Here is a 26,205-nt window from a genome sequence, read left to right on the forward strand (position 1 = left end):
GGAACCGCTCCGAAACGGCTGGCCGCGTATGCGCCGGGTGTCAGGCGAGCGCGCTCGGATCGGCGTGCCGCGTCGTCACGTCACGATAGAACGCGTCGATCGCTTCGACCATCTGCGACAGTCCCGGCTGTTCGAGCGGATAGTGACCGGCGTTCTCCAGCATCTCGACCTTGACCGGCACGTGGCGAACCCGCGCGAGGAACGGCTCGCTCAGATGCAGCGGCGTCCAGCGATCCGCGGCCGGTTGCGTGAGCAGGATCGGGCACACGGAAAAATCCTCCGGTTCGACCACTGGCCGGTACGACATGTAGGAATCGAGGAACGCCATCGTCATCGCGTTGCCGGCCGAGGTCCGGTCGGACATCCATACCTTCAGCGCGTCGTCGCGGTTCACGAGCGCGTGCATCTTGCTCGCGAGCGACATCGGGATGCGCATGGCGCGCAGCGGCGTCTTCGCGGCGAAGTGCGTCATCGGGCCACCGACGCGGCTCATGAACAGATTGCGCGCGGTTTCGTCGCGCACCTGCTGCAGGCGCTGGTCGAGAAAGGTCATGCCGACGATGCCGTCGACTTTCCCGTTCAGCGCGGCGACGTGGTACGTCAGCATGCCGCCCGCGCTCAACCCGTACAGCACGATCGGCCGATCGTCCTTCGCGCGCTCCGCGTCGATCAGGTCGCTGCCGGCGCGCACCCAGTCGTCGTAGCGCACCAGCGCGCCGCGCGCCACTTCGGTCATCCCGTATTCGGGCATGTCGACCGCGATCGTCTCGTAGCCGCGGCGTGCCAACTGCTCGCCGACGATCATCGACATCTGCCGTCCGTTCGTGCCGACGCCATGGAACAGGATCACCTTCACCTGCGCGCGGGGATTGCGATACGTATCGAGATGAAGACGATGGCCCCTCCAGCGCCACCATTGCTCGTCGGGCTGGCGATCGGCCGCCCACTGGAAGTCGGGCGGCAGGAACGCCTGCATGGCGCGCCAGACGGGCTGATCTGCATAGGTCCTGGACATGGCATCGGACTCCGGTCGGTCGAGTGAAAGGGCGGTTGCGATGGAGCCATCATCGCGCGGCACGCGGCGCTCGCCCATGCTGGCGCGGGCCAACCGCTTTAGAATCGAGGCCAACACACGTCACGAGGCGCCCGATGAACGTCTGGAACTTTGTCCGCAGCCCGGCTTCAGTCCTGCTGATGATCGCGTTCGGGCGCGACCGCGGGATCGCGCCGGCCGCGCTGCTGAAGGGCTCGCAGCTCACGCTGAAGCAACTCGCCGATCCGGATTTCACGGTGCTGGCCGCGCAGGAACGGGTCGTCGCGTCGAACCTGCTCGCGCTGGCCGGCGACGAGCCGGGCGTGGGCTTGACGGTCGGCCTGTCGTACCAGCTTTCCGCCTACGGATTGCTCGGATACGGGCTGCTGAGCAGCGCGACCGGGATGGATGCGGTCGCGCTCGCGGGCCGGTATCTGGCTCTGACCTATACATTCGTCGGGATGACGTACCGTCGCGCGGGGCGGCACGGCACGATCGTGTTCGACGCGGCGCCGGAGTTGTCCGCGCCGCTGCAGCGCTTCTTCGTCGAGCGCGCGATGGGCGCCGCGTGCCGCGTGCTGCGCGACGTGATCGGCAGCGCGTTCACGCTCGCGACGTTCGACCTCGCGTACGACGCCGAACCCGGCGGCCGGCACGTGCTCGGCACGCCGGTCCGGTACCGGCGGCCGGCCAATGCGATCACGTTCGAGCATGCGCACCTCGAACGGCCGTTGCCGCAGGCCAATGCCGCGACGGCCGCGATGTGCGAGCGCATGTGCGCGGAGCTGATCGCGCGCCGGCGGACGCGGGTCGACCTCGTGTCGTTCCTGAACGAATACCTGTCCACGCGGCCGTTCGACCGGCCGCCGCAACTGAAGGACATCGCGACGCTGCTGAACACGAGCGAGCGCACGCTCAAGCGTCGGCTACGGGAGGAGGGTGCGTGTTTCCGCGACATCTCGAATGCGGTGCGCAAGGCGCGGGCGCAGACGCTGATTGCCGAAGGGCGACTGTCGATCAAGGAAATCGCGGACGAACTGGGGTTCAGCGACATCTCGTCGTTCTCGCAGGCGTACAAGCGCTGGACGGGCGTGGCGCCGAGCGTGTCGCGGCAGGCGGCGCTCGGTTCATAGCGGGGCGCGGGCGGGGCGGCGGTCGCGGTTGACCGTCCCGCGCGAACCGTTCATCGTGTCGCTATCCCGCCTGATTCATCGGCCGCGCACCGGCGGGTTCGCCGCGGTGCGGCATGGCGAAACGCCGCGCGCACGCGGCTTTTTCTGCCGATTGGCGCACACGTGCGCGTCACGGAACGACCGGACATGAAACTGTTGCTCATCGGCGCGACCGGGCTCGTCGGGCGCCACGTCCTCGAAGTCGCGCTCGCCGACGCGCGGGTGGACCAGGTCGTCGTGCTCGCGCGCCGGCCGTTGTCGCCGCATCCGAAGATGCGCGCGCTGGAGGTCGACTTCGATCGACTGCCGGAGGCGGCCGACTGGTGGCGGGCCGATGCGGTGATCTGCACGCTCGGCACTACGATGCGCGTCGCGGGCTCGCAGGCCGCATTCCGCCGCGTCGATCACGACTATCCGCTCGCGGTCGCGCGGCTTGCGCACCGGCACGGCACGCCGACCTACGTGCTGAATTCCGCACTGGGCGCGGACGCCGCATCGCGCATCTTCTACAACCGCGTGAAGGGCGAGGTCGAACAGGCGCTCGCCGGCGTCGGGTTCGATTCGCTCACGTACGTGCGACCGGGCCTGATCGACGGCAGCCGCGACGAGTTCAGGTTCGTCGAGCGGCTGTTCGTGTTCGCGTTGGGCGCCGTCGGGCCGGTGCTGCCGGCCAAGTGGCGCGTGAATCCCGCGGCGCGGATTGCGCGCGCGATGCTCGACGCGGCGATCGACGCACGGCCGGGTGTGCAGGTCATCGCATCGGATCGGCTCGTCTGATGCGGCGCGGGCGACGCGCCCGCCCGGCTAACCATCTGCGTTCGCATCGAGCGCGCCGAACTGCTCGGCGAGCGCCGCCGTGAACGCATCCAGCGCTTCGCTGCCGTCGGAATTCCTCGGTGTCGCGAGCTGAAATTCGACCGCGTGGCTCAGCTTGCTCGCCAGCAGCCGGCGCATCTTCCCGGCGGCGACCCACGGCGCCGCGACGTGGTCGGGCAGGAAGCCGACATGCGCGCCCGACAGGATGAAGATCACGTCGGCGTCGACGTTTTCCGAAAACGCGGTCGGCTGCGTGTTGCGCAGCGCCGCCCCGGACGTGTTCGTCTTGTAGAGCCGCGCGACGTTGCTCGCGCGGGCGATGTCGTTGACCGACACGGTTTTCTTCGCGAACAGCGGATGGCGGGCGCCGCAATGCAGCGACTGATGCTCGACGAACAGCGGCGCGTAGTGCAGGCCGGCCTGATGGCCGGAGAAATAGCCGATCGCGAGGTGCAGTTCGCCTTTCAGCAGTCGGCGTTCCAGCTCGTCGGGCGGCACCGCGATCATTTCGATCAGCACGTCCGGCGCGCGCTCGCGAAAGCGCCCGACGGCCGCCGCGATCGATTCGACGACGTCGGGGGAGAGCCGCTCGGACAGGCCGATGCGCAATTCGCCGAGCAACGTGCCCGATACGTGCTGCGTGTCGCGCGTGAACACGTCCATCGCGTGCAGGAGCCGGCGTGTCGACTGCAGCACGCGTTCGCCCTTCGGCGTCAGCCGGAAGCCGCTTTTACCGCGATCGCAGAGCCGGAACCCGAGCCGCGTCTCGAGCTTGGCCATCTGCGTGCTGATCGTGGACGGCGCCATGCCGAGCGTACCCTGCGCGGCGCTGAAGCCGCCGCTTTCGACGATCGTCAGAAAGAGCCGCAGCAACTGCACATCCATGTCTCTGAGTCGGGTCAGCATGGCGATACATCGTATTTTGTGAAGTCGGCTTATGTTAGTTCATATTTTTCGTTGCGTACGGGGGAGGCAGAATCGGCCACGAGGTCGCCAACCGCGCGACCGTGTCCCCTTCAGACAGGAATCCGACGATGAGCCAGAACGATTTCGCGTTCACGCGCGACAGCCTCTACGGCACCCGGGCCGAACCGAGTTTCGCGGGCGCGACGAGCTTCATGCGCCGGCGTTTCAGCCGCGATCTCGACGGCGTCGATCTCGCGATCACCGGCGTGCCGTTCGATTCCGCCGCATCGCACCGTCCCGGCACGCGGTTCGGCCCGCGCGGGTTGCGGATCGCGTCGACGGGCATCGCGTGGGAGCGCCCGTGGCCGTGGTCGTTCGATCCGTTCGACGTGCTGGCCGCGGTCGATTACGGTGATTGCGCGTTCGATCTCGGGCAGCCCGAATCGGTGCCGGGCGCGATCGAGCGGCATGCCGACGCGATTCTCGCGCGTGGCTGCGCGATGCTGACGCTCGGCGGCGATCACTTCATCACGTATCCGCTGCTCAAGGCGCATGCGAAGGTGCACGGGCCGCTGTCGCTCGTGCATTTCGACGCGCACACCGACACGTGGCCCGACCGCGGCGTGAAGCGCATCGATCACGGGACGATGTTCTATCACGCGGCGCGGGAAGGGTGGGTCGTGCCCGAACGGTCGGCCCAGATCGGCATCCGCACGACCAACGACGAACCGATGGGGTTCGACATCCAGGATGCGCGCCACGTGCATGGGTCGACGCCCGCCGCGGTCGCCGCGCGCATTCGCGAGCGCGTCGGCGATCGTCCGGTGTACCTGACGTTCGACATCGACTGTCTCGATCCGGCGTTCGCGCCGGGCACCGGGACGCCGGTCTCGGGCGGCCTGTCGAGCCATCAGGCGTTCGAAATCCTGCGTCACCTCGACGGCATCGACCTGGTCGGTATGGACGTGGTCGAAGTGTCGCCGCCGTACGATCATGCGGAAATCACGTCGCTGGCCGGTGCGACGATCGCGCTGGAGCTGATCTGCCTGTATGCGTCGCGCCGGCGGCAGAAAAAGGACGCGTCGATCGATGGATGACCTCACCTGGCGCAAGGCCGTTCCCGGCGACGCCGCCGAATGCATCGCGCTGCGGGCACGCACCCGCGAGAACGCGTTCACCGAAGCGCAGTTGCGCGCGCTCGGCATCACCGTCGAAAGCTGGGACGACGGTATCCGCGACGGGCTGTTCTCGGGCCACGTGTGCTGCGCGCGCGGATGCATGGTCGGCTACTGCTTCGGCAACACCGTCTCGGGCGAGATCGTCGTGCTCGCGATGCTGCCCGAGTACGAAGGAGCGGGAATCGGCAAGCGGTTGCTGCGGCATGTGATCGACGATTTCGCGGCGAACGGCATCACGTCGCTGTTTCTCGGCTGCTCGACCGATCCCGCGTCGCGCGCGTACGGGTTTTATCGTCACCTCGGCTGGACGCCGACCGGCGAGCTGGACGACGCGGGGGACGAGATCCTCACGTTTCAGGTCGGGCAGCGCGGCTGATCGGACGCGTTGTTCGGATCTCGACGCTTCCCCGGTTCGGACAACTGCTTGGTCAGACCACGCAATCGGGTCATTGCCGCATGCGCGCGCCGACCGCGCGACGTCGTGGCGCTGCGTCGCCACGACGCCAACGCGTGGCGGCGCGCGCGACATCGACGCCGCACGACACCTGCCGCACCTCCTCCCGCCGGCGCCATGGCAGCCACGCCTGGCCGGCCACCCCCGATCGAGCTTTCACTTTCCCGACGCCCGGCTTGTGGCAAAACCTGCGCAGGTAGACCGCGATTGCTCGGACAATTTCGAAAGTCGATCGATATCGGGTAATCACCGATATCTCGCAAGTTGTATATACAAGATCATCCGCTGGCAATGTCGGCACGCGTCGTGCCGCTTTGCGCGCCAGCGGGCAGACCCTGCGTGCGTGGCGCATGCCGGCGATCCACGGCGCCCCGCATTCGCCGAGCCGAAAGGGCGGCTCGCAGTTTCCCGTCTCGTTCAAACCATATGTGATCCTGAGTATTTTGGAGATTGACCCGTGTCAACGAATTCCAGTGGAAAAGCCGGCGGACTGATCGAGGTTCGCTCGATCGACTTCATTCCCGACGCCGAGCGCCACGGCGGCGTGCTGAGCCAGTTCACGCTGTGGCTGTCGGCGAACATGCAGATCACGGCCATCGTCACGGGCGCGCTCGCGGTCGTGCTCGGCGGCGACGTGTTCTGGTCGCTGGTCGCGCTGCTGCTCGGCCAGCTCGTCGGCGGCGCGGTGATGGCGCTGCACGGTGCGCAGGGGCCGCAGCTCGGTCTGCCGCAGATGATCTCGAGCCGCGTGCAGTTCGGCGTGTACGGCGCGATGATCCCGATCGTGCTGGTGTGCCTGATGTACATCGGCTTTTCCGCGAGCGGCTCGGTGCTGGCCGGGCAGGCCGTCGCGCAACTGCTGCACGTCGACGACGCGGCCGGCATCCTGCTGTTCGCGGCCGTGATCGTGGTGCTGACCGTGTTTGGCTATCGCGCGATCCATTTCGTCGGCCGGATCGCGAGCGTGGTCGGCATCGTCGCGTTCGTCTACATGTTCGCGCAATTGTTCGCGAACCACGACATCGGCGCGCTGCTCGCGAACCGGCATTTCTCGCTGCCGAGTTTCCTGCTCGCGATGTCGCTGTCAGCGTCGTGGCAGATCGCGTTCGGCCCGTACGTGGCCGACTATTCGCGCTATCTGCCGCGCTCGACGTCGTCGGTCGCGACGTTTCTCGCGGTCGGCCTCGGCTCGGTGATCGGCGCACAGGCGGCGATGGTGTTCGGCGTGTTCGCGGCCGCGCTCGCCGGCAGCCAGTTCGCGCACCATGAAGTGTCGTACATCGTCGGCCTGGGCTCGACGGGCGCCGTGGCCGCGCTGCTGTATCTCAGCATCGCGTTCGGCAAGGTGACGGTGACGGCGCTCAACGCGTACGGCAGCTTCATGTCGATGGCCACGATCGTCAGCGGTTTTCGCGGCAAGGGCGCGGTATCGTCGAAGAGCCGCCTCGTCTACATCTTCGGGATGATCTGCGTGTCGACGCTGATCGCGCTCGCGGGCCGTCATTCGTTCCTGAAGGAATTCACCGCGTTCATCCTGTTCTTGCTCGCGTTCTTCACGCCGTGGAGCGCGATCAACCTGGTCGACTACTACTGCTTCACGCGGTCGCGCTACGACGTGCCGGCGCTGTCCGATCCGGATGGCCGCTACGGCCGCTGGAACGCGATGGCCATCGCGATCTACGTGATCGGCATCCTGGTGCAGTTGCCGTTCATGTCGACGCACATCTACACGGGGCCGCTCGTCGATGCACTCGGCGGCACCGACATCTCGTGGATCCTCGGCCTCGTCGTGCCGGCCGTGCTGTATTACGTCGGCGCCCGCGCGTCGCGACGCAGCATTCCCGAGCGACTGATCCTGCCGCTCGAACGCGGCGAAGTCCACCACTGACGACACGTCTCGCGCATCGGACCGGCAAGCCGCCGGCCTGAGCGCGAAGCCGGGCGCAGCCTGCGCCGGGCGCTGTCGACGCAATCCCGTATCCCGCGATGGCGGTGCGGCATTCGTGCCGCGCCACGCATCGTTTCAACCTCTGTCCATTGAATAGTATGACTAAGCATAGTGAAGTGCGTGGTATCGATGGCCGCGCGCAGCCGGTGCACGCCGGTGTTCGTGTCGCGGTGGCGATCGCCTGCGTCGCCGGTTCGGGCGCTGCGCGCGCGCAGGACGGCGTCACGCTGTACGGCGTGATCGACGAATTCGCGCAGTACGTGAATACGGGCAACGGCTATACGGCCGCGATCAACTCGGGCGGCCAGTGGGGCAGTCGATTCGGATTGAAGGGCGGCGAGGATATCGGCGGCGGCCAGAAGATCGAGTTCGCGCTGGAAAACGGCTTCAATCCGAACGACGGCTCGCTCGCGAGCGCCGGCAGCATGTTCAACCGGCAGGCGTGGGTCGGCATCGCGGGACAGTGGGGCAAGGTGCGCGCGGGCCGGCAGAATTCGCCGCTATTCAACGATCAGGGCGGGCAGGATGCGTTCGGCGGCGTCACGCAGGCGTCCGGCATGGACAACCTGACCGTGTTCGCGTTCCGCACGAGCAACACGCTGTCGTACCAGAGCCCGGAGATCGCCGGTTTCCAGGGCGGGCTGTATTTCGGATTCGGCGACGCGGGCGGCGTACGTTCGGCCGGTTCCAGCCAGCAGTTCGACCTGACTTACGAACACGGCCCGTTCGGCGCGTTCGTCGCGGGCCAGTGGTTGAAGAACGCCGCGGCGACCGCGACCGATCGCACGCTCATGGCCGGTGCGTCTTACGCGATCGGCAAGGCGACCGTGTACGGCGGCTTTTCCGCAGTGAAGTGGGCCGACCTCGGGATCGATTCGCGCGTGTACGGGTTGTCGGTCAAATACCAGTTCAACCCTGCCAGCTACGTCGCGCTCGGTTACGCGTATCTGCACGACCAGTCGTCGCAAGGCAACAATGCGGATCAGCTCGGGCTGATGTATGAGTACGATCTGTCGAAGCGCACGAGCTTCTACGGTGCGCTGTCTTACCTGCGCAACCGCAACCAGGCCGGCTACACGCTCGCCGGTGCGGCGAACCCCGGCCTGCCGCTCGCGTACCCGGGCGCGAATGCGCGCGGCGTGCAACTCGGTATCGTGCATCGCTTTTAACGCGCGACGCGCCGGGGCCTTGGGCGCCCGGCGCGTGCTCCGGCCGCACGCGCGCCGTCATTTCCCGAGCCGCTCCGCGAGCGAGTAGCGCTGCATGCAGCGCTCCATCGCATCGAGAAACGCGTGCTCGGCCGCATTCATCTTGCGGTCGCGATGCCACAGCAGGAACACGTCGACATCGACGAGCCCGTCGTCGGGCGGTAGCCGCCACAGCCGTTGTTGCGCGATGTCGTCGCGCACGATGTGCTCGGGCAGGCAACCGATCCCATAGCCCGCGAAGATCAGCCGCCGCACTTCCTCGAGGCTCGGCGACGACGCGACGATGCGCCCCGTGAAGCCTCTCTGGTCGCGGAACACGGTGAGCGGCGACAGGCTGTCGCCGATCTGGTCGCTCGTGAACGACACGAAATTCTCCGCGAGCAGGTCGTCCATCCGCAACTGCGTCTGCCCGAACAGCCGGTGATGGCGGCCGCAGTAGATCGCGTAGCGCTGGCGCAGGAAGCAGCGCATCTCCAGCTTGTCGTGCGGCGTGCGGCACAGGCCGAGCCCGGCCGTGGCCGTTTTCTGCAGCAGCGACGACAGGATGTCCGACGAGCGCATCACTTCGATCTGCAGATCGATACGCGGATACGCACGATGGAAATCCGCGAGGAACTCGTCGTAGACGGGCGACTCGATGCGGCTCACCGTCAGCAGCCGGATCGAGCCGGTCAAGTCGGCCGTGCTGTCGTCGATTTCGGTCTCGAGGCGCGAGATGCCGCCGTAGATGTCGCTCGCGATCCGGTACACGGCTTCGCCGGCCGGCGTCGGCGCGAAGTGCGCGCCGCGCCGCTCGATCAGCCGGCGCTCGAGCGTCTCCTCGAGCCGCCGCAGCGCCTGGCTGACGGCCGGCTGCGTGACGTGCAGGCGCGCGGCCGCGCGGCTCACGCTGCGCTCCTGCATGATCACCAGATAGGTGCGCAGCAGGTTCCAGTCGAGGCGGTCGTTCAGGAACGGGGCGAGATCGGGGCGCATCGGGTCTCCGGAGCGGTCATTAGTTCGATTTATATCATGAATAATAACTTGAAATTTGACTAATGATTTGCGGTCGCCGATAAAGGAGGGGCGCCGCAGCGTGCGGCGCGAGGCCGCGACAGACGGCCGTCGTCACGATATTGCGCGTCGCCCCGCCGCGGCGTGCGTCAGGAGCCCGCATGACCCAGTCCCTTCCTTCCGCCCGCCAGCCGGGACGCGCCGCGACGGCCGCGTTCATCGGCACGATGATCGAGTGGTACGACTTCTACATCTACGCGACCGCCGCCGCGCTCGTGTTCGGCGAACTCTATTTCCCGTCGCACGATCCGTTCGTCAGCACGATGGCGTCGTTCGCGACGTTCGCGGTCGGCTTCTTCGCGCGTCCGCTCGGCGGCGTGATCTTCGGCCATCTCGGCGACCGCATCGGCCGCAAGAAGGCGTTGATGACGACGCTGATGATGATGGGCGTCGCGACCGTCTGCGTCGGGCTGCTGCCCGATTATTCGAAGGTCGGCATCCTCGCGCCGGTGCTGCTCGTCGCGCTGCGCATCGTGCAGGGGATCGCGGTCGGCGGCGAATGGGGCGGCGCGGTGCTGATGGCGGGCGAGCATGCGCCGCAGGGGCGCCGCACGTTCTTCGCGTCGTTCGCGCAGCTCGGCAGCCCGGCCGGGCTGATCCTGTCGCTGATCGCGTTCCGCGCGGTCACGTCGATGGACAAGGCCGACTTCCTCGCATGGGGCTGGCGCCTGCCGTTTCTCGCGAGTTCGGTGCTGCTCGTGGTCGGCATCCTGATCCGGCTCGGCGTGAACGAGTCGCCGGAATTCGCGCGGGTCAAGGAAGCCAACCGCACGGTGAAGCTGCCGGTCGCGGAAGTGTTCCGTTCTGCGTCGGGGCTCGTGCTGCTCTGCATCGGCGCGAACACGATCGGCATCGCGGGCGTCTATTTCACGAATACGTTCATGATCGCGTACACGACCCAGTACGTCGGCGTTTCGCGCTCGCTGATCCTCGACAGCCTGTTCGCGGTCGCGATCATCCAGTTCTTCGCGCAGCCGCTCGCCGCATGGATCGCCGAGCGCATCGGCGGGGCGCGCTTCCTGAAACTCGCGGCACTGCTCGCGATGCTGTCGCCGTATCCGATGTTCATGCTCGTGCAGGGCGGCACGTCCGCTTCGCTGGTCGCGGGCATCGCGCTCGCCGTCGTCTGCATGGCCGGCTTCTACTCGGTGATCGCGGGTTTCGTCAGCGACGTGTTTCCCGCACACGTGCGTTATTCGGCGATCTCGCTCGCTTACCAGATTTGCGGCGCGATCGCGGGCGGCCTGACGCCGCTCGTCGGCACGTGGCTCGCGCATCGCTTCACGGGCCAGTGGTGGCCGCTCGCGGTGTTCTACACGTGTCTCGCCGGCATTTCGCTGCTCTGCATCGTCGCGCTCGATGCGCGCCGCGCCGCGCGGCCGGCCGCCGCCGAAGCGCTCGGCTCGCATTGAACCTCAACGAACGAATCGATCGGGAATGCTTATGAACGACCTGCTGGAAATCGACGGCGCCCGCTTGTGGCGCAGCCTGGCCGACATGGCGCGCGTCGGCGCGACACCGCGCGGCGGCGTGCGGCGCGTCGCGCTCACCGATGACGACCGGCGCGGACGCGATCTGTTCGCGCAATGGTGCCGCGACGCGGGGCTGGCGGTGAGCGTCGATGCCGTCGGCAACCTGTTCGCCCGGCGCGACGGCGCCGATGCGCACGCCGCGCCGGTGCTGATCGGCAGCCATCTCGACACGCAGCCCGAAGGCGGCCGCTTCGACGGCGTCTACGGTGTGCTCGCCGCGCTCGAACTCGTGCGCACGCTGAACGACGCGGGCATCGCGACCGACAAGCCGCTCGAGATCGTGTCGTGGACCAACGAGGAAGGCGCGCGCTTCGCGCCGGCGATGCTCGGTTCGGCCGTGTTCACGGGCGCGTTGCCGCTCGACGACGCGCTCGCGACGCAGGACGCCGACGGCGTCACGCTCGGCGCGGCGCTCGACGCGTGCGGCTATCGCGGCACGCGCGCAACGGGCGGCGCGGTCGACGCGTATTTCGAGGCGCACATCGAACAGGGGCCGGTGCTCGAGGCGAACGGCACGACGATCGGCGTCGTCACGGGCGGGCAGGCGATCCGCTGGCTCGACGTGACGGTGACGGGCGTGGCTGCGCACGCGGGCACGACGCCGATGCCGTATCGCAAGGATGCGTATTTCGCGAGCGCGCAGATTGCGCTCGAGCTCGAACGGATCGTCGCCGCCTACGCGCCGCGCGGGCTCGCGACGATCGGGCAGGTCGGGATTCGCAACGCATCGCGCAACACGATTGCCGGCGACCTGACGTTCACGGTCGACCTGCGTCATCACGACGATGCCGAAGTCGATGCGATGGAGCGCGACCTGCGCGACGCATGCGCGCGCGTCGCCGCCGTGCGCGGCGTGCAGGTGGCGATCGATACCTGCTGGCGCAGCCCGGCGACGCCGTTCGACCGCGATTGCGTCGGGCTGGTCGCGCAGGCGGCGGCCGCATTCGGCTACACGCACGAGCGGATCGTGAGCGGCGCCGGCCACGACGCGATCCTGCTCGCGCGCCGCTGCCCGACCGCGATGGTGTTCATTCCGTGCGTCGACGGGCTGTCGCACAACGAAGCCGAGGACGCGTTGCCTGACGACGTGACGCGCGGCACGAACGTGCTGCTCCATGCGGTGCTGGCGCGCGCGGGCATCGCGACGCGCGTCGACGCGCCGGCCGTGACGCACGGCGCCTGATACGGCGAATCGACGAGGACCTTCATGAAAACCTATTTCCATCCCGAACAGCTGCTGCACCATCCGCGCAGCTACCTGTCGCGCGGGCAGATGCGCGAGCCGCAGGAAGTGCCCGAGCGCGCGGCGCGGCTCGTCGCGGCCGTCCGCTCGCTCGACTTCGACGTGCGCGAGCCGGCCGACCGCGGCGCCGCGCCGATTGCTGCCGTGCACGACATGAACTACCTGCGCTTTCTCGAGGACGCGCACCGCGACTGGAAGCGGATGCCCGACGACTGGGGCGACGAAGTGATGTCGAACGTGTTCGTGCGCGATCCGAACCCGCTGCGCGGCGTGCTCGCGAAAGCCGCGCGCTATCTCGCCGACGGCAGTTGCCCGGTGGGCGCGAATACGTGGCGCTCGGCGTACTGGTCGGCGCAGGACGCGCTGGCCGCGGCCGCCGACGTCAACGACGGCGCACGCGAGGCCTACGCGCTGTGCCGGCCGCCCGGTCATCATGCGCGCCGCGACGCGGCCGGCGGCTTCTGCTACCTGAACAACGCGGCGATCGCCGCGCAGGCGCTGCTCGGCCGCCATCGCCGCGTCGCGATTCTCGATACCGACATGCATCACGGGCAGGGTGTGCAGGAGATTTTCTACGGCCGCGACGATGTGCTGTACGTATCGATTCACGGCGACCCGACCAACTTCTACCCGGTCGTCGCGGGCTACGAGGAAGAGACGGGGGCGGGCGCCGGCGCCGGCTTCAACCTCAACCTGCCGATGCCGCACGGCGCGCCGGAGTCGGCGTTCTTCGAGCGGCTCGACGACGCGCTGCGCGCGCTCGCGCGGTTTCAGCCCGATGCGCTCGTGCTCGCGCTCGGCTTCGACATCTACAAGGACGATCCGCAATCGCAGGTCGCGGTCACGACCGACGGGTTCGGGCGACTGGGCGGCGCGATCGGCGCGCTCGGATTGCCGACGGTGATCGTGCAGGAGGGTGGCTATCACCTCGAGAGTCTCGATGCGAACGCGCGCGCGTTCTTCGGCGGGTTTGCCACGGGGCGCTGACCGGGCCGGCGGAATCGGACCGTCCGTCGAAAATGAAAACGGCCGCATGTGGACCACATCCCGAAAGTTGGACTAGATCCAGCCTTTGGGGTGTTTTTCATTGAACCGCCTGGACGTCAACAGTCCAGCTTCATGGATCGGTTCAATGGCGCGGCCGTGAAAATGCGTGCGGAAGGCGGCAGGCGGTCCGGGCGCGCAGTGCTCACGAATTCGCGGCGGCCGGCGCGCGGCGGCGCTGCGTGACCTGCAGCATGACGAGCGCGAGTCCGGCGGCGGCGATCAGCGCGCCGACGAGCGGCACCGCCGCGTAGCCGAACCCGGCCGAGATCGCCGCACCGCCGGCGGCGGCGCCCACCGCGTTGCCGAGGTTGAACGCGCCGATGTTGACGGCCGACGCGAGGCCCGGCGCTTCATGGGCCGCGCGCATCACGCGCATCTGCAGCGGCGGCACGACCGCGAACGTCGCGATTCCCCAGACCAGCAGCGTGACGCCGGCGCCCGCATGCGTGGCGGCGAGCAGCGGGAACGCCGCCATCGTCGCGATCAGCAGCACCAGGAAGCCGATCAGCGTGCCGTCGAGCGAGCGGTCGGCCAGCCGGCCGCCCGCGACGTTGCCGATCGAGAAGCCGACTCCGATCAGCACGAGCATCGCGGTCACGAAGCCGGGCGTCGCGCCCGTCAGGTGTTCGAGCGTCGGTGCGACGTACGTATAGAGCGTGAACATCGCGCCGGCGCCGAGCACCGTCGTCCCGAGCGCGCCGAGCACGACGGGCCGCGTCAGCACGGAGAGTTCGGCGCGCAGGTCGGGCATCGTGCCGGCTTCGCCCTTCGGCAGCGCGGCGAACAGGCCGGCGATCGCGATCACGCCGAGGCCGGCGGTCGCCGCGAACGACATGCGCCAGCCGATGAGGTGGCCGAGCCAGGTCGCGGCCGGCACGCCGCCGACGTTTGCAATCGTCAGGCCCATGAACATCGTCGCGACCGCGCTGGCCTGCTTGTCGCGCGGCACGAGGCTCGCCGCGACCACCGAGCCGAGCCCGAAGAACGCGCCGTGGTTGAGACTCGTCACGAGCCGCGCGAGCAGCAGCGTCGTGTAGTCCGGTGCGACGGCCGACAGCAGGTTGCCGATCGTGAAGATCGACATCAGCGCGATCAGCGCGGCGCGGCGCGACCAGCGCGCGAGCAGCAGCGTCATCAGCGGCGCGCCGACCATCACGCCGATCGCATACGCGCTGATCAGCATGCCGGCTTGCGGTATCGACACGTGCACGCCGTCGGCGATCACGGGCAGCAGGCCCATCGGCGAGAACTCGGTCGTGCCGATGCCGAACGCGCCGGCGGCGAGCGCGAGCAGCGGCAGGGCGGCGCCGCCGCGGGACGGGGAGGAAGTCGTGGGGTTCACGCGGTGAGCTCCTGTAAGCGGGGAACGACGGCGCGAGGCCGTCGAGGACAGCGTGAAGTGTGCCAGCATGACTTTTGCGGAAAAAGCCGCATCCGGGCGAAATTATCTTGATTTCATGTCAACAATGCAGCGTGCGGGCGAACGCATGGCGTGACCTGGGAGCCATGCTTCGGCGGGGAAGGCGAGCGCCGATGGCCGACGTCGCGCAATAGCCGGAAAGCCTTTCACCGCCGGGCTCGACGGCAAAAAAGCCCCGACCACAGGGGGACCGTGGCCGGGGCGGAAACGCATCCTCTCTTTGGCACGAGGGGTTGGATGCGCGCGCAGTATATTTCGGGCCATGACGATTCGAATCGGCGTTAAACGACTGTTTTTGGTGTCAATTTGAAAATTGCGGGGTCGTGGCGTCGTCCGTCGGCGTTCCGAAAGATTTTTCGAAGACGCGATGGCGTCGTTTAGTCCACGAAAACCGCAGAAACGCCGGGATCGCGGAAATGGGCCTTCCGTTCGTCGGCGTGGCAACGTGCGTCGTCCGATCGCGCGCCGATGCATCCGCCTTCGTTCAGCCCGATTCGCCGGCCGCCTCGCGGACCGCCGCCAGGAAACGCGCGACGACCGGCGACGGCGCCGCCGCCGCGCCGTCGAACACGAACTCGATGTCGAAGCGGCTCGCGAGTTCGTCGAGCGCGACGAGCCGGACCGTGCGCGGGCAGGTCGGCGACGCGCTTTCCGGCACGAACGCGCAGCCCATCCCGGCCGCGACGAGACCGATCAGCGTCGGGATGTCGCTGCCGACCTGCGCGATGCGCGGCGTGAAGCCGGCCTGCTGGCACTGGGTCATCAGGAACCGGTGGTGCGCGGCGGAGCGCTGCGCATCGAACCAGACGAACGGCTCGTTCGCGACGTCGGCCAGCGTGCGCGGCGCGACGAAGCGGCCGCCCGGCGGCGCGGGCATCGCCAGCACGAAGCGATCGCTCAACAGCCGTACGCCCGTCAGGTGCGGCGCTTCCTCGCGACGCCACGCCATGATCCCGGCGTCGAGCTGGCCGCGCATCAGCGCGTTCGCCTGTTCGGCCGACAGCATCGGCGCGATCGACAGTTTCACGTCCGGGCACGCGTCGCGAAACGCCTTCAGGACGTTCGCGACGACCGGCAACGGCAGGCAGTTCGGCAGCGCGCCGAGCCGCAGTTCGCCGAGCTGGCCGGCCGCACTGCGCAACGCGCGCTCGCGGCTGTCCTGCAGCATCGCGAGCAGACCGGTCGCGTCGTGCAGGAAGCTCGTGCCGGCCGCCGTGAGCGTGACGCCCGTCGCGCGGCGAATCAGCAGCGGCGTGCCGATCGCGTCCTCGAGCTCGCGGATCTGCCGCGACAGCGCCGGCTGCACGATGCCGGCCGCGCGGGCGCCGGCCATCACGCTGCCGGCTTGGGCGACGGCGACGAAGTAGCGCAGGTGACGCAGTTCGATCTGGCGCATGCGGTGTCCGGTCCGGTGAGTGGATATGCCTGCCAAGCATAGCAAACGCCATTCGATGGTATTGGAAAGCATGACGAGCGTGCCGTACGATGACCACCGTCGTTGCCGCATTCGCTTCGTCGCGCGTCGCGTGCGTTTTCCTCCGTCCTCATTGCGTCCCGTCCCATGCCGCTTCATATCCCGACTCCTTATATCCGCTCGCCCATCGCGTCCCGTCGGCTCGGCAAGGTCATCCGGCTGAAGCTCGATGCGCTGCAGCCGTCAGGCTCGTTCAAGCTGCGCGGCATCGGCGCCGTCTGCGAGGCGCGCCAGGCGGACGGGGCCCGGCGGTTCGTGTCGTCGTCGGGCGGCAACGCGGGCATCGCGGTCGCGTATTGCGGCCGCGAGCTGGGCGTGCCGGTGCGCGTCGTCGTGCCGGAAAGCACGTCGGCCCGGGCGCGCGAGCTGATCCGCGTCGAAGGCGCGGAACTCGTGGTGCACGGCGCGAGCTGGGCGGAGGCGAACGCGTTCGCGCAGTCGGCGCTCGGCGAGCACGACGCGTTCGTGCATCCGTTCGACGACCGCATCCTGTGGCAGGGGCACGCGACGATGATCGACGAGATGGCGGCGGTAGGCCCGAAGCCCGACGCGGTCGTGCTCGCGGTCGGCGGCGGCGGTCTGCTGTGCGGCGTGCTCGAAGGGCTGGCGCGCAACGGCTGGTACGACGTGCCGGTCGTCGCGGCCGAGACGGAAGGCGCCGACTGCTACGCGCGCTCGCTCGCGCAGGGGTGTCCGGTCGAACTGGCGGCCATCGCGAGCATCGCGACGACGCTCGGCGCGAAGCGGCCGTGCGACGCGGCGGTCGAATGGGCGACACGCCACGCGATCCATCCGGTCGTCGTGTCCGATGCCGACGCGGTGGCTGCATCGCTGCGGTTTCTCGACGAACACAGGATCGTCGTCGAGCCTGCGTGCGGCGCTGCGCTGGCCGCGCTGGAGCGGCCGGTGCCGGTGCTCGCGTCGGCAGCGGACATCGCGGTGATCGTCTGCGGCGGCGTGACCACGACCGTCGAGCATTTGCAGACGCTGCGCGCGACGTTGCGGTAGGCAACGGCGCCGGCGGACAGCACAGTCGCGAGACGGCGAGACGGCGGGCCGTCTGTGATCGTCGCGTGTGGTGAACTGCGGTTTTGGGCCGCGTGCGGCCAGCGGCGATGCGTCGGCGTTACCTCGCCGTCATCCCTTCAATCCCGCGCGGCCATGCGCGGCGGGCGTACGGCCGCATGGACGTGAACGGTTTCGGGGAATGACGCGGAAGGGAGGCGTACCGTCGCGCTACGGTGCATTCGCCCGGGCGCGACGATACGGGAGGGCGATCAGTGCGCGGTTGGCGCGCTCGCGCCGGACGGCGCGGACGATGCGACCGGATCGGCGGCAGCCGGCGCAGGCGATGCGCTCGGCGGCGCCGATGCCGATGCCGACGCGGGTGCCGTCGCTGCCGCCGAAGGCGCGGACGCGGCCGACGACGGAGCGGCGGTGGCCGGCGCTGCTGCCGGACTCGGAGCAGACGCGGGCGCGGAAGCCGGTGCGGCCGTCGAACCTGAGGTCGACGAAGGGGCCGGCGCGGTTGCCGGCCCGGAAGCCGGCACAGGCGCTGATGCGGGAGCAGGCGCTGATGCGGGAGCCGACGCAGGCGCCGGACCGGCCGCCGAAGCCGGCGCAGGCGCGGACGCCGCTGCGGGCGCGGCGCCCGAAGCCGGCACCGACCCGGACGCCGCCGCCGGCGCGGCAGCGCGCGTTGCAGGCGCCGCGACAGCCGATGCCGCCGACGGCACGGCATTCGCACCCGACCCCGGCGCGACGCCCGGCGCCGAAAGCGGCACCGGCGCCGCGGGCGGCGTCGGCACGACCGGCGTCGTCATCTTCATCGGCTCGCCCTGCGGCGTCGGCGCGGGCTCGGGCAGCGGCGCGACGGGCTCCTTCTCGGCAGCCTTCACGGTCGCACGGTCGCGGCGCGCCGGATCGATCTTCAGGAAATGGTCGACGAGATTGAAGAAGCGCTCATAGAACACGCCGGCGGGAATCGTCTCGCTCGCGGTCTTGACGAGCGCATCGTCGCTCGACCCGATCGGCAGCGACAGCGAGCCGAACACGCTGAGGCCGACGCTGGCCGACGTATTCGACTTCTTCAGCGTATAGCGGTCCTGCACGGCGTTCACGTACGCGATGCTCGACGAGCCGTCCGCATTCGCATCCGCGCACACGACGTGAAACTCGATCACGACGTGCATGTCGTTGCTCGGCTGGAAATTCTTGCTGCCGTCGACGGCATCGTTGCGCGACGACGACACCACGTAGCCCTGGCTCAGCAGCGCGCGCCGCGCGGCCTCGCAGGCCGCGTCGGATTTCGAGTGGAACGTATGCGCATACGGGCTGCTGGTCGCGTCGAACTGTTCCTGCTGGTAGATCGGCTTGGGCGGCGACGAGCATGCCGCCAGCACGGTCGCGGCCGCGAGCGCGCACGAAACGGAAAACAGGCGAAATCGGTTGTGCATGGCGTCTTTCAGAAGGCTCGGCGAGAGGCGGCGCAAGGGTGGTGCCCGGATGGGCGTGCACACACGTCTCGTGTGGCCGGGGCGACATTATAGTTTCGTTTGATGTCGCGCTCGCTTCAGACGGCCGGCGCGCCGTGCGCCGCGGCCAGCAAGCGCGACGTCAGCGGATGATGTTCGCCGCGCCGCGAGCGGATCGCGTGGATTTCCTCGGTCACGTCGCCCGCCCGGCCGAGCCGCCTGAGCCCGCGCAACAGCGACGCATCGTTCGCGCCGAGTTCGCTCAGCGGAAACACGCCGAGGCCGCGCGCCGCGAACACGGCCATCAGCGCGCTGTCCTCGAACTCTCCGGCCACCCGCGGCACGATCCGCTCGCTTTCCAGCCACCGGTCGAGACGCGCGCGCAATGCCGAATGCGCGGTCGGCAGCAGCACCGGCAGGCCGGCGAGGCACTGCGGAAAGCGCTGCCGTGCGCTCGGCGTGACGAGTGCCGCGGGCCCGTACCAGTCGACCGGCGACGCGACGAGGCGCTCGCTCGTCACGCGCAGGTTCGACCCGGACGGCGCGCCTTGACCGGCCAGCACGAGATCCAGATGATGCAGCGCGAGTTCCGCGAGCAGCGCGTCGTGCTCGCCCTCGTGGCACAGCAGCCGCAGCGTGGGCGTGTCGAGCACCGGGGCCAGGATCGCGTGCGCGGCGAGCTTGGAGATGCCGTCCGCGAGGCCGACCGCGAGCCGCACGGTCGGCTGGCTGGCCGCCGCGCGTACGTCGTCGGGAATCAGCCGGCCCATCTCGAAGATGACCTCCGCGCGCGCGAAGGCGGCTTGCCCCGCGTCGGTCATCGCGACGCCGCGCCCGGCCGGCCGCAGCAACTGGTGCCCGAGCGATTTCTCCAGTTCGCGCACCTGCGCGCTGATCGTCTGCACGGCCATGTCCAGCCGGGCGGCCGCACGCGCGAAGCCGCCTTCCTTCACGACGACCCAGAAATAGTACAGATGTCGAAAATTCAGCATCGGAGCAGGATATATCGTAAAAACCGAACCTAATGTCAGATTCTCTCTGATTTTTCCGAAGTGTGGGGGCGGCATATCATCGGGCTTTCCACTTTCGTATCGGCCCATTCCATGGACTACCTGCTGACGCTTGCCGCCGACCCCGCCGTCTGGGCCGCGCTCCTCACGCTCGTCGTGATGGAAGTCGTGCTCGGCATCGACAACCTGATCTTCATCTCGATCCTCAGCAACAAGCTGCCCGAGGCGCAGCGCGCGCGGACGCAGCGCCTCGGCATCGCGCTCGCGCTGGTGATGCGCCTCGCGTTGCTGGGCAGCGTCGCGTGGATCGCGAGCCTCACCGAACCCGTGTTCACGCTGTTCGACCATGCGTTCTCGTGGCGCGACATGATCCTGCTGTCGGGCGGCCTGTTCCTCGTGTGGAAGGCGACCACCGAGATCCATCACCACGTGTCGCACGACGGTAACGGCGCGGGCGGGGCCGTCGGTGCGGCCGGCCTGACGGTGTGGGCCGCGATCGGACAGATCGTGATGCTCGACATCGTGTTCTCGATCGACAGCATCGTGACCGCGATCGGCATGACCGAGCACGTCCCGATCATGTTCGTCGCCGTGATCGTCGCCGTGGCCGTGATGCTGTTCGCCGCGCAGCCGCTCGCACGCTTCATCGACCGCAACCCGACGATCGTGATGCTCGCGCTGTCGTTCCTGGTCGTGATCGGCATGACGCTGATCGCCGAAGGATTCGGTTCGCACGTGCCGAAGGGGTACATCTATGCGGCGATGGCGTTCTCGGCGTTCGTCGAGGGCATGAACATGCTGGCGCGGCGCGCGAAGGCGAAGCGGGCGGCGCACGTGGCGCGCGACTGACGCGGCACGCGTGACGCCGGCCGCCGCAGCGGCCGGCTCTTTCACCTCATACGGATTCCGAATGAAATTCGAACGGAAAGGAGAAATGCGATGAAATGCCCTGTCTGCAAGACGCCCGACCTGCTGATGGCCGAGCGCCAGTCGATCGAGATCGACTACTGTCCGACCTGCCGCGGCGTATGGCTCGATCGCGGCGAACTCGACAAGCTGATCGCCCGCGAAACCGATGACGCGCCGGCTCGCCGCGACACGCCGGCGCAACGCGATGCGTACGCGCAGCACGGCCGCGACGACGGCTGGGGGCGCGACGGCCGCTCGCACGACGAGCGATACCGGCACGACGGCCGGCGTCGCAAGAAGTCGGTGTTCGACCTGTTCGATTTCGATTGAATCTGCCGTCCGCGCGCCCGAATGCGCGCGGCTCGATGCAACAAAGCCCCGCCCGGCATCGCGCCGGTGCGGGGCTTTTTCACGCGCGTCGTGTCAGGACGCGCATCGACCTTTACGCATTGCCGGCCGTCACGTCGATGCGGCGCGGGCGCGTTTCCTCGCGGCGCGGAATCGTCAGCGTCAGCACGCCGTCGCGCAGGTTCGCGTCGATCCGCGACGTGTCGAGATCGGCGCTCAGCACGAAGGACCGCGCATAGCGCGTCGCCCGCACTTCCGCGTGCCGTACGCGCAGCTCGGCCGGCGCGTCGATGTGCGTGGCGGCTTCGATCGTCAGCGTATTGTCGTGCACCTTCACGTCGAGGTTCTCGCGCGGCACGCCGGGCAGGTCGGCGCGCAGTGTGACGCCGCGCGAACCCTCGACGATGTCGACGGACGGGGTGATCGCGGGCCGGCGGGCGGCTTCGGCGGCGGCAGCGTGAACGGTGCCCGGGTGGCGTTCGGCCAGGGTCGGATTCGTGTTCATGTCGGTATCCTGAAGGTTTACTGAATGGTGATCGCGCGCGGCTTCGATGCTTCGCGCCGGCCGACGCGAATCAGCAGGCAGCCGTTTTCGTAGCGGGCGCTGACCTGGTCGGGGTCCGCGTCGCGCGGCAGTTCGACCACGCGGCGGAACGCGCCGTGAAAGCGCTCCTGCGCATACGTGCGCACGTCGTCGCCTTCGGTACGCGGCGCCGGTTTGCGCTCGCCGCTGATCGTCAGCAGATCCTTGTCGATCGATACGTCGAAATCGGCCGCGGCCATGCCGGGCGCGAATGCGACGATCTCGATCGCATCGTCGGTGGCGCCGACGTTGAGTGCGGGAAAGGCGCCGGGGCGCACCGCGCGGATGCCGGACGGGCGCTCGCCGAGCAGGCTCGCCATCTGCCGCTGCACGCGGGCGAATTCGTCGAACAGGTCGTTGCCGAAATGGATACCGCTCATGTTGGTCCTCCTGAACAGGGAACGCGGGAGACGTGACGGCGCGGCGCCTGCGGCGGGCGCGACGGGTGGCTCCACTGGATCGATACGGGGGCGGTGCGTTGCATGAGGCACTGCCCGACGACGCTTAATTAGTGGCCGCCGTCGCGCATTTCAAGAGGGATTGCGCAATCTGCGTCGACGCGTGCGCGCGGGATTCGATGCGACAATCGGCGCGGCATATCTGCAGACCAACCACACGGGACAACCATGGACATTCGACGTATCGCGATCGTCGGCGCCGGCGTGATCGGCGCGAGCTGGGCCGCTTTCTACCTGACGCAGGGCTTCGACGTCGTCGCGACCGACCCGGCCCCGCAGGCCGATGCGCGGCTGCGCGACGCGCTGGCCGCGTTTCTCGGCGAGCGGGCCGCCGAGCTTGCCGCGCGGCTGTCGTTCGACGCCGATCTCGTGCGTGCGCTGGACGGCGTCGACTTCGTGCAGGAGAGCGGCCCCGAGCGACTCGACCTGAAGCGCGCGCTCTATCGCCAGATGGACGGCGTGCTGCCCGCGCACGTGCCGATCGCGTCGAGCTCGTCGGGCCTGAAGATGTCCGAGATCCAGACCGCGTGCGCGAAGCATCCGGAACGCTGCCTGATCGCGCATCCGTTCAATCCGCCGCACCTGATTCCGCTCGTCGAGCTGGTCGGCGGCGATGCGACCGGCCAGGACGTGATCGCACGCGTGAAGCGTTTCTACGACGGGCTCGGCAAGCAGACGATCGTCCTGAACAAGGAGATGACCGGCCACGTCGCGAATCGGCTCGCGGCCGCGCTGTTTCGCGAGGTGTATCACCTCGTCGGCGAAGGCGTCGTGAGCGTCGCCGATGCGGACAAGGCCGTCGCGTGGGGCCCCGGCCTGCGCTGGGGGCTGATGGGGCAGTGCCTGACCTATCACCTCGGCGGCGGCGCGGGCGGGATCGCGCACTTCCTCGAGCACCTGTCGGGGCCGATCACGAGCTGGTGGGACGACCTCGGCACGCCTTCGTTCGATCCGGAAGTCGATCGCAAGCTGAACGACGCGCTGCGCGCGATCCAGGGCGAGCGCTCGATGCAGGAACTGGCGGCGGAGCGCGACCGGTTGCTCGTCGAGCTGATCGACGCGCGGCGCCGCAGCTTCCTGCCCTGATCACGACCCGATCGCGCGCGGCGGCGGCGCCGGTCACTGCTGCGACGTTGCCTGGGGCGCGGGCGGCACATGGGCCAGCCACGCGGGGCTCGCGGCCTGCACGAGTTCGCGATTGCGCGCGCGGGTCGCGGCGTCCGGCGGGTAGTTGCCGTCGTTCGTCGGTAGTTCGCCGTCGAGATAGGCCTGCTTGAGCTGGTCGACGACTTCCGCGCGCGTGAGGCCCGGTGCGGGCGCCGACGCGTCGGTCTGGGCAAAGGCGGGGGACAGCAGCGCGGCTGCAGCGGTCGCGGCGGCGAATCGCAGGACGTTCTTCATGGCGGGCTCCGATCAAGGGGACGGGGTATCGGAGGCGCGTGGCGATGCGCGGCGCGCCTCCGATGGGTCCCATTGTCGCGAGCGGGTGCTGCGCGGACGATGACGCGTGCCGGGCAAAGCCGTCAGGTGCGCACGGCGCCGTTACAACTCGGCCGCCGCCGCGATCAACGTGGCTTCCAGCGCGAGCGTCGAGCGCGACGCGGCCGCCGGGCGGTCGATCACGTATTCGAGTTCGCCGAGTTCCGGCAGTCCCGCCTCGAGCCGCGCGAGCCCGGCCGGGATCACGTAGCCGGCGAACGCGCTGACGCCGAGTCCCGCGCTCGCGGCCGCCCGCAACACCGCGATGCTGCTGCTCACGACGGCGATCCGGTAAGGGCGCCCGACGGCTTCGAGCGATTCGAGCACGCGGCGGCGCGACACGCTCGGTTCCGGATGCATCGCGAGCGGCAGCACGGCTTCGTGGCCGGTGATCGGCGAATCGGGGCCGGTGCACCAGTACAGCGGTTCGCTGCGGATCACGCGTCCGCGCCGGCTGCCGGCGATGCGTTTCGCGAACACGAGATCGTGCCGGCCTTCGTCGAGCGCGTCGAACAGGTCGCCCGACAGCCCGGTCGAGATCGCGAGTTCGACGTCCGGGTTGCGCTGCACGAAGCTCGCGAGCGCGGCCGTCAGGTGCGCCGACGCGAAATCCTCCGACATCGCGAGCCGCACCTTGCCCGACAGCGGCGGCCCGCATACCGACGTGACGGCCTCGTCCATCAGTTCGAGGATGCGCACCGCGTAGCGGAACAGCGCGTCGCCGTGCTGCGACAGGTGCACGTTGCGCGTGTCGCGCTCGAACAGCGGCCGGTCGAGCAGCTCCTCGAGGCGGCGGATATGCTGGCTGACGGTCGACTGCGACAGGCTCACGCGCTCGGACGCAGCGGTGAAGCTGCCGGACTGGGCGACGGCGACGAAGCTGCGCAGCAGCTCGGGCGGTAACGGACGCATTGCTAAATCCACTGAATCGGTTTCGACAACTTCATAAATGGCCGGATTTTGCGGCGCTAGTATCGGATCACGCGCCAGTGCGGCCTCCGCGAAGGGGGCACCGGACGCGTAGCCCGTGTCGCGCCGCCGGTTGCATCGGTCAGTCTAAGGCATCCGGCGTCCGGCCCGAACCCGCATCATCCCATCGACCCCGAGAACGCGCTCGCACGACGAGCCGCCGGGCCGCGGCGCCCCGCCGCAGGAGACGAACAGTCCGCCCGGGATCGGCGTGCGGGCCTGGCTCCCGCGCGCGTCAGGCGCCCGTCACGAAGAGACTGGAGACGACTCATGATCATCTACGGAACCGCGCTGCTGGCGTTCTGCCACCTGGCCGGACTGTTTCTCGGCGACCTGCTCGGCGCAGCCATCGGCGTGAAGACCAACGTCGGCGGCGTCGGCATCGCGATGCTGCTGCTGATCTGCCTGCGCCTGTGGCTGCATCGGCGCGGCTGGCTGCCGAAGGAGACCGAGGCCGGCGTCGGTTTCTGGGGCGCGATGTACATCCCGGTCGTCGTCGCGATGGCCGCGAACCAGAACGTCGTCGCCGCGCTCAAGGGCGGGCCGGTCGCGCTGCTGGCCGCCGTCGGCGCGGTCGCGGTCTGCGCATGCTGCATCGCGGTACTCGCGCGCATGGGGCGCGACGACACGGCCTTCGCGGGCGTGCCGCAATTCGAAGAACGATAACGGAGGCCGCCATGCTGCAGATGCTCGAAAAAACCGTCGCCCACAACGGGCTCGTCGCTTCGTTCGCGCTGGTCGGCCTGATCATGTGGCTGTCTTCGATCGCGTCGCGCAAGCTCACGTTCGGCCGCGTGCACGGCTCGGCGATCGCGATCGTCATCGGTCTCGTGCTCGCGTACGTCGGCGGCGCATTCACCGGCGGCGAGAAGGGCTTGGCCGACGTCAAGCTGTTCGCCGGCATCGGCCTGATGGGCGGCGCGATGCTGCGCGATTTCGCGATCGTCGCGACCGCGTTCGAGGTGCAGCCGACCGAAGCGCGCAAGGCCGGGCTCGTCGGCGTCGTGTCGCTGCTGCTCGGCACCGTGCTGCCGTTCATCGTCGGCGCGTGCATCGCGCGCGCGTTCGGCTATACCGATGCGGTCAGCATGACGACCATCGGCGCGGGCGCCGTCACCTACATCGTCGGGCCCGTCACGGGCGCGGCGATCGGCGCGAGCTCCGACGTGATCGCACTCAGCATCGCGACGGGGCTCGTCAAGGCGATCATCGTGATGGTCGGCACGCCGGTCGCGGCCAACTTCATGGGCCTGAAGACGCCGCGCTCCGCGATGATCTTCGGCGGGCTGGCCGGCACCGTCAGCGGCGTGAGCGCGGGGCTCGCCGCGACCGATCGCCGGCTCGTTCCGTACGGCGCGCTGGTCGCGACGTTCCATACCGGCGTCGGCTGCCTGCTCGGGCCTTCGCTGCTGTTCTTCACGACGCGCGCGCTGGTCGGCGCATAGCCGCCGAGTGCGATCCGGGCGGCCGGCGCGTGCCGGCCGCGGCGGG

26 protein-coding genes are annotated in these 26,205 nt (G+C 68.8%); 15 read left to right on the forward strand and 11 right to left on the reverse strand.

What is annotated here, in order from left to right:
* Nucleotides 1-40: 40 nt before the first annotated feature.
* Nucleotides 41-1,015 (reverse strand): alpha/beta hydrolase, encoded by a 975-nt coding sequence (locus tag WS54_RS19335; RefSeq protein ID WP_059782587.1) that lies wholly within the window; start codon nucleotides 1,013-1,015, stop codon nucleotides 41-43.
* Nucleotides 1,016-1,149: 134 nt separating this feature from the next.
* On the opposite strand from WS54_RS19335, the gene WS54_RS19340 reads away from it, so the two are divergent.
* Together WS54_RS19340 and WS54_RS19345 are read left to right on the forward strand one after the other, a co-directional pair.
* The gene (locus tag WS54_RS19340) at nucleotides 1,150-2,166 is read left to right on the forward strand and encodes an AraC family transcriptional regulator (RefSeq protein WP_059782589.1); all 1,017 of its coding nucleotides are present in this window, start codon (nucleotides 1,150-1,152) and stop codon (nucleotides 2,164-2,166) included.
* Between the two features lie 186 nt (nucleotides 2,167-2,352).
* Nucleotides 2,353-2,982: an NAD(P)H-binding protein gene (locus tag WS54_RS19345; RefSeq protein ID WP_059782762.1), complete on the forward strand. Its 630-nt coding sequence runs from the start codon at nucleotides 2,353-2,355 to the stop codon at nucleotides 2,980-2,982.
* Between the two features lie 27 nt (nucleotides 2,983-3,009).
* Here the strand turns inward: WS54_RS19345 and WS54_RS19350 are convergent, their stop codons facing one another.
* Nucleotides 3,010-3,927, reverse strand: coding sequence for a LysR family transcriptional regulator (locus WS54_RS19350; RefSeq protein WP_059782590.1), 918 nt, complete (start codon nucleotides 3,925-3,927; stop codon nucleotides 3,010-3,012).
* Nucleotides 3,928-4,055: 128 nt separating this feature from the next.
* On the opposite strand from WS54_RS19350, the gene speB reads away from it, so the two are divergent.
* The 4 genes from speB (at nucleotide 4,056) to WS54_RS19375 (ending at nucleotide 8,676) form a co-directional block, all read left to right on the forward strand.
* Nucleotides 4,056-5,024 (forward strand): agmatinase, encoded by a 969-nt coding sequence (gene speB, locus WS54_RS19355; protein WP_059782591.1) that lies wholly within the window; start codon nucleotides 4,056-4,058, stop codon nucleotides 5,022-5,024.
* On the forward strand, nucleotides 5,017-5,481 hold the full coding sequence (locus WS54_RS19360) for a GNAT family N-acetyltransferase (protein ID WP_059782593.1): 465 nt from the start codon (nucleotides 5,017-5,019) through the stop codon (nucleotides 5,479-5,481). Before speB ends, WS54_RS19360 begins: the two co-directional genes overlap by 8 nt.
* Before the next feature lie 535 nt (nucleotides 5,482-6,016).
* A complete protein-coding gene (locus WS54_RS19370) occupies nucleotides 6,017-7,447 on the forward strand; it encodes a purine-cytosine permease family protein (RefSeq protein WP_034206909.1) in 1,431 nt (476 codons plus the stop codon).
* Between the two features lie 158 nt (nucleotides 7,448-7,605).
* Nucleotides 7,606-8,676, forward strand: a complete 1,071-nt coding sequence (locus tag WS54_RS19375; protein WP_059782595.1) for a porin — start codon at nucleotides 7,606-7,608, stop codon at nucleotides 8,674-8,676.
* Between the two features lie 57 nt (nucleotides 8,677-8,733).
* Here WS54_RS19375 and WS54_RS19380 read toward each other — a convergent pair whose 3' ends face one another.
* Nucleotides 8,734-9,690 carry a LysR family transcriptional regulator gene (locus tag WS54_RS19380; protein ID WP_034206911.1) on the reverse strand — a complete coding sequence of 319 codons (957 nt, stop codon included), beginning with the start codon at nucleotides 9,688-9,690 and terminating at the stop codon, nucleotides 8,734-8,736.
* Nucleotides 9,691-9,869: 179 nt separating this feature from the next.
* Here WS54_RS19380 and WS54_RS19385 point away from each other — a divergent pair, with 179 nt between their 5' ends.
* The 3 genes from WS54_RS19385 to WS54_RS19395 are packed head-to-tail and all read left to right on the forward strand — an operon-like array spanning nucleotide 9,870 to nucleotide 13,530.
* Complete coding sequence (locus WS54_RS19385) at nucleotides 9,870-11,180, forward strand: MFS transporter (protein WP_059782596.1); 1,311 nt, start codon at nucleotides 9,870-9,872, stop codon at nucleotides 11,178-11,180.
* 31 nt (nucleotides 11,181-11,211) lie between these two features.
* Entirely contained in the window at nucleotides 11,212-12,483 is a 1,272-nt protein-coding gene (locus tag WS54_RS19390) for a Zn-dependent hydrolase (protein ID WP_059782598.1), read from the forward strand.
* A gap of 24 nt (nucleotides 12,484-12,507) precedes the next feature.
* Nucleotides 12,508-13,530, forward strand: a complete 1,023-nt coding sequence (locus tag WS54_RS19395; RefSeq protein WP_059782600.1) for a histone deacetylase family protein — start codon at nucleotides 12,508-12,510, stop codon at nucleotides 13,528-13,530.
* Between the two features lie 202 nt (nucleotides 13,531-13,732).
* Here the strand turns inward: WS54_RS19395 and WS54_RS19400 are convergent, their stop codons facing one another.
* Together WS54_RS19400 and WS54_RS19405 are read right to left on the reverse strand one after the other, a co-directional pair.
* Nucleotides 13,733-14,932: an MFS transporter gene (locus WS54_RS19400; RefSeq protein WP_059782601.1), complete on the reverse strand. Its 1,200-nt coding sequence runs from the start codon at nucleotides 14,930-14,932 to the stop codon at nucleotides 13,733-13,735.
* 562 nt (nucleotides 14,933-15,494) lie between these two features.
* Complete coding sequence (locus WS54_RS19405; protein WP_034206919.1) at nucleotides 15,495-16,406, reverse strand: LysR family transcriptional regulator; 912 nt, start codon at nucleotides 16,404-16,406, stop codon at nucleotides 15,495-15,497.
* 165 nt (nucleotides 16,407-16,571) lie between these two features.
* Here WS54_RS19405 and WS54_RS19410 point away from each other — a divergent pair, with 165 nt between their 5' ends.
* Nucleotides 16,572-17,492 carry a pyridoxal-phosphate dependent enzyme gene (locus WS54_RS19410; RefSeq protein WP_059782604.1) on the forward strand — a complete coding sequence of 307 codons (921 nt, stop codon included), beginning with the start codon at nucleotides 16,572-16,574 and terminating at the stop codon, nucleotides 17,490-17,492.
* Between the two features lie 269 nt (nucleotides 17,493-17,761).
* Here WS54_RS19410 and WS54_RS19415 read toward each other — a convergent pair whose 3' ends face one another.
* A complete protein-coding gene (locus WS54_RS19415) occupies nucleotides 17,762-18,940 on the reverse strand; it encodes a DUF2242 domain-containing protein (protein ID WP_059782606.1) in 1,179 nt (392 codons plus the stop codon).
* A 116-nt stretch (nucleotides 18,941-19,056) separates the two neighbouring features.
* Entirely contained in the window at nucleotides 19,057-19,950 is an 894-nt protein-coding gene (locus WS54_RS19420) for a LysR family transcriptional regulator (RefSeq protein WP_059782607.1), read from the reverse strand.
* A 111-nt stretch (nucleotides 19,951-20,061) separates the two neighbouring features.
* Between WS54_RS19420 and WS54_RS19425 the strand changes: the two genes are divergently transcribed.
* Nucleotides 20,062-20,817, forward strand: a complete 756-nt coding sequence (locus WS54_RS19425) for a TerC family protein (protein ID WP_034206923.1) — start codon at nucleotides 20,062-20,064, stop codon at nucleotides 20,815-20,817.
* A 90-nt stretch (nucleotides 20,818-20,907) separates the two neighbouring features.
* Nucleotides 20,908-21,207 carry a TFIIB-type zinc ribbon-containing protein gene (locus WS54_RS19430; protein WP_059782609.1) on the forward strand — a complete coding sequence of 100 codons (300 nt, stop codon included), beginning with the start codon at nucleotides 20,908-20,910 and terminating at the stop codon, nucleotides 21,205-21,207.
* Between the two features lie 112 nt (nucleotides 21,208-21,319).
* On the opposite strand, the gene WS54_RS19435 is transcribed toward WS54_RS19430, so the two are convergent.
* The gene (locus WS54_RS19435; protein WP_059782611.1) at nucleotides 21,320-21,730 is read right to left on the reverse strand and encodes an Hsp20/alpha crystallin family protein; all 411 of its coding nucleotides are present in this window, start codon (nucleotides 21,728-21,730) and stop codon (nucleotides 21,320-21,322) included.
* A gap of 17 nt (nucleotides 21,731-21,747) precedes the next feature.
* A complete protein-coding gene (locus tag WS54_RS19440) occupies nucleotides 21,748-22,188 on the reverse strand; it encodes an Hsp20/alpha crystallin family protein (protein ID WP_034206926.1) in 441 nt (146 codons plus the stop codon).
* A gap of 246 nt (nucleotides 22,189-22,434) precedes the next feature.
* On the opposite strand from WS54_RS19440, the gene WS54_RS19445 reads away from it, so the two are divergent.
* Nucleotides 22,435-23,352 (forward strand): 3-hydroxyacyl-CoA dehydrogenase NAD-binding domain-containing protein, encoded by a 918-nt coding sequence (locus WS54_RS19445; protein WP_059782613.1) that lies wholly within the window; start codon nucleotides 22,435-22,437, stop codon nucleotides 23,350-23,352.
* Between the two features lie 33 nt (nucleotides 23,353-23,385).
* Here the strand turns inward: WS54_RS19445 and WS54_RS19450 are convergent, their stop codons facing one another.
* Both WS54_RS19450 and WS54_RS19455 read right to left on the reverse strand, forming a co-directional pair.
* Nucleotides 23,386-23,667 carry a DUF4148 domain-containing protein gene (locus tag WS54_RS19450; protein WP_034206928.1) on the reverse strand — a complete coding sequence of 94 codons (282 nt, stop codon included), beginning with the start codon at nucleotides 23,665-23,667 and terminating at the stop codon, nucleotides 23,386-23,388.
* A 141-nt stretch (nucleotides 23,668-23,808) separates the two neighbouring features.
* On the reverse strand, nucleotides 23,809-24,657 hold the full coding sequence (locus tag WS54_RS19455; protein WP_034206929.1) for a LysR substrate-binding domain-containing protein: 849 nt from the start codon (nucleotides 24,655-24,657) through the stop codon (nucleotides 23,809-23,811).
* A 327-nt stretch (nucleotides 24,658-24,984) separates the two neighbouring features.
* Here WS54_RS19455 and madL point away from each other — a divergent pair, with 327 nt between their 5' ends.
* Together madL and madM are read left to right on the forward strand one after the other, a co-directional pair.
* Nucleotides 24,985-25,380: a malonate transporter subunit MadL gene (gene madL / locus WS54_RS19460; protein ID WP_034206930.1), complete on the forward strand. Its 396-nt coding sequence runs from the start codon at nucleotides 24,985-24,987 to the stop codon at nucleotides 25,378-25,380.
* Between the two features lie 11 nt (nucleotides 25,381-25,391).
* The gene (gene madM, locus WS54_RS19465; RefSeq protein ID WP_027784056.1) at nucleotides 25,392-26,159 is read left to right on the forward strand and encodes a malonate transporter subunit MadM; all 768 of its coding nucleotides are present in this window, start codon (nucleotides 25,392-25,394) and stop codon (nucleotides 26,157-26,159) included.
* The last annotated feature ends 46 nt before the right edge of the window (nucleotides 26,160-26,205 follow it).

The sequence above is a fragment of the Burkholderia sp. NRF60-BP8 genome (genome assembly GCF_001522585.2).
Taxonomy (GTDB): domain Bacteria; phylum Pseudomonadota; class Gammaproteobacteria; order Burkholderiales; family Burkholderiaceae; genus Burkholderia.

Coding starts and splice junctions, on each gene's coding strand:
- WS54_RS19335 (WP_059782587.1), bottom strand. CDS start 1,015: ATGTCCAGGACCTATGCAGATCAGCCCGTCTGGCGCGCCATGCAGGCG.
- WS54_RS19340 (WP_059782589.1), top strand. CDS start 1,150: ATGAACGTCTGGAACTTTGTCCGCAGCCCGGCTTCAGTCCTGCTGATG.
- WS54_RS19345 (WP_059782762.1), top strand. CDS start 2,353: ATGAAACTGTTGCTCATCGGCGCGACCGGGCTCGTCGGGCGCCACGTC.
- WS54_RS19350 (WP_059782590.1), bottom strand. CDS start 3,927: ATGCTGACCCGACTCAGAGACATGGATGTGCAGTTGCTGCGGCTCTTT.
- speB (WP_059782591.1), top strand. CDS start 4,056: ATGAGCCAGAACGATTTCGCGTTCACGCGCGACAGCCTCTACGGCACC.
- WS54_RS19360 (WP_059782593.1), top strand. CDS start 5,017: ATGGATGACCTCACCTGGCGCAAGGCCGTTCCCGGCGACGCCGCCGAA.
- WS54_RS19375 (WP_059782595.1), top strand. CDS start 7,606: ATGACTAAGCATAGTGAAGTGCGTGGTATCGATGGCCGCGCGCAGCCG.
- WS54_RS19380 (WP_034206911.1), bottom strand. CDS start 9,690: ATGCGCCCCGATCTCGCCCCGTTCCTGAACGACCGCCTCGACTGGAAC.
- WS54_RS19385 (WP_059782596.1), top strand. CDS start 9,870: ATGACCCAGTCCCTTCCTTCCGCCCGCCAGCCGGGACGCGCCGCGACG.
- WS54_RS19390 (WP_059782598.1), top strand. CDS start 11,212: ATGAACGACCTGCTGGAAATCGACGGCGCCCGCTTGTGGCGCAGCCTG.
- WS54_RS19395 (WP_059782600.1), top strand. CDS start 12,508: ATGAAAACCTATTTCCATCCCGAACAGCTGCTGCACCATCCGCGCAGC.
- WS54_RS19405 (WP_034206919.1), bottom strand. CDS start 16,406: ATGCGCCAGATCGAACTGCGTCACCTGCGCTACTTCGTCGCCGTCGCC.
- WS54_RS19410 (WP_059782604.1), top strand. CDS start 16,572: ATGCCGCTTCATATCCCGACTCCTTATATCCGCTCGCCCATCGCGTCC.
- WS54_RS19415 (WP_059782606.1), bottom strand. CDS start 18,940: ATGCACAACCGATTTCGCCTGTTTTCCGTTTCGTGCGCGCTCGCGGCC.
- WS54_RS19420 (WP_059782607.1), bottom strand. CDS start 19,950: ATGCTGAATTTTCGACATCTGTACTATTTCTGGGTCGTCGTGAAGGAA.
- WS54_RS19425 (WP_034206923.1), top strand. CDS start 20,062: ATGGACTACCTGCTGACGCTTGCCGCCGACCCCGCCGTCTGGGCCGCG.
- WS54_RS19430 (WP_059782609.1), top strand. CDS start 20,908: ATGAAATGCCCTGTCTGCAAGACGCCCGACCTGCTGATGGCCGAGCGC.
- WS54_RS19435 (WP_059782611.1), bottom strand. CDS start 21,730: ATGAACACGAATCCGACCCTGGCCGAACGCCACCCGGGCACCGTTCAC.
- WS54_RS19440 (WP_034206926.1), bottom strand. CDS start 22,188: ATGAGCGGTATCCATTTCGGCAACGACCTGTTCGACGAATTCGCCCGC.
- WS54_RS19445 (WP_059782613.1), top strand. CDS start 22,435: ATGGACATTCGACGTATCGCGATCGTCGGCGCCGGCGTGATCGGCGCG.
- WS54_RS19450 (WP_034206928.1), bottom strand. CDS start 23,667: ATGAAGAACGTCCTGCGATTCGCCGCCGCGACCGCTGCAGCCGCGCTG.
- WS54_RS19455 (WP_034206929.1), bottom strand. CDS start 24,657: ATGCGTCCGTTACCGCCCGAGCTGCTGCGCAGCTTCGTCGCCGTCGCC.
- madL (WP_034206930.1), top strand. CDS start 24,985: ATGATCATCTACGGAACCGCGCTGCTGGCGTTCTGCCACCTGGCCGGA.
- madM (WP_027784056.1), top strand. CDS start 25,392: ATGCTGCAGATGCTCGAAAAAACCGTCGCCCACAACGGGCTCGTCGCT.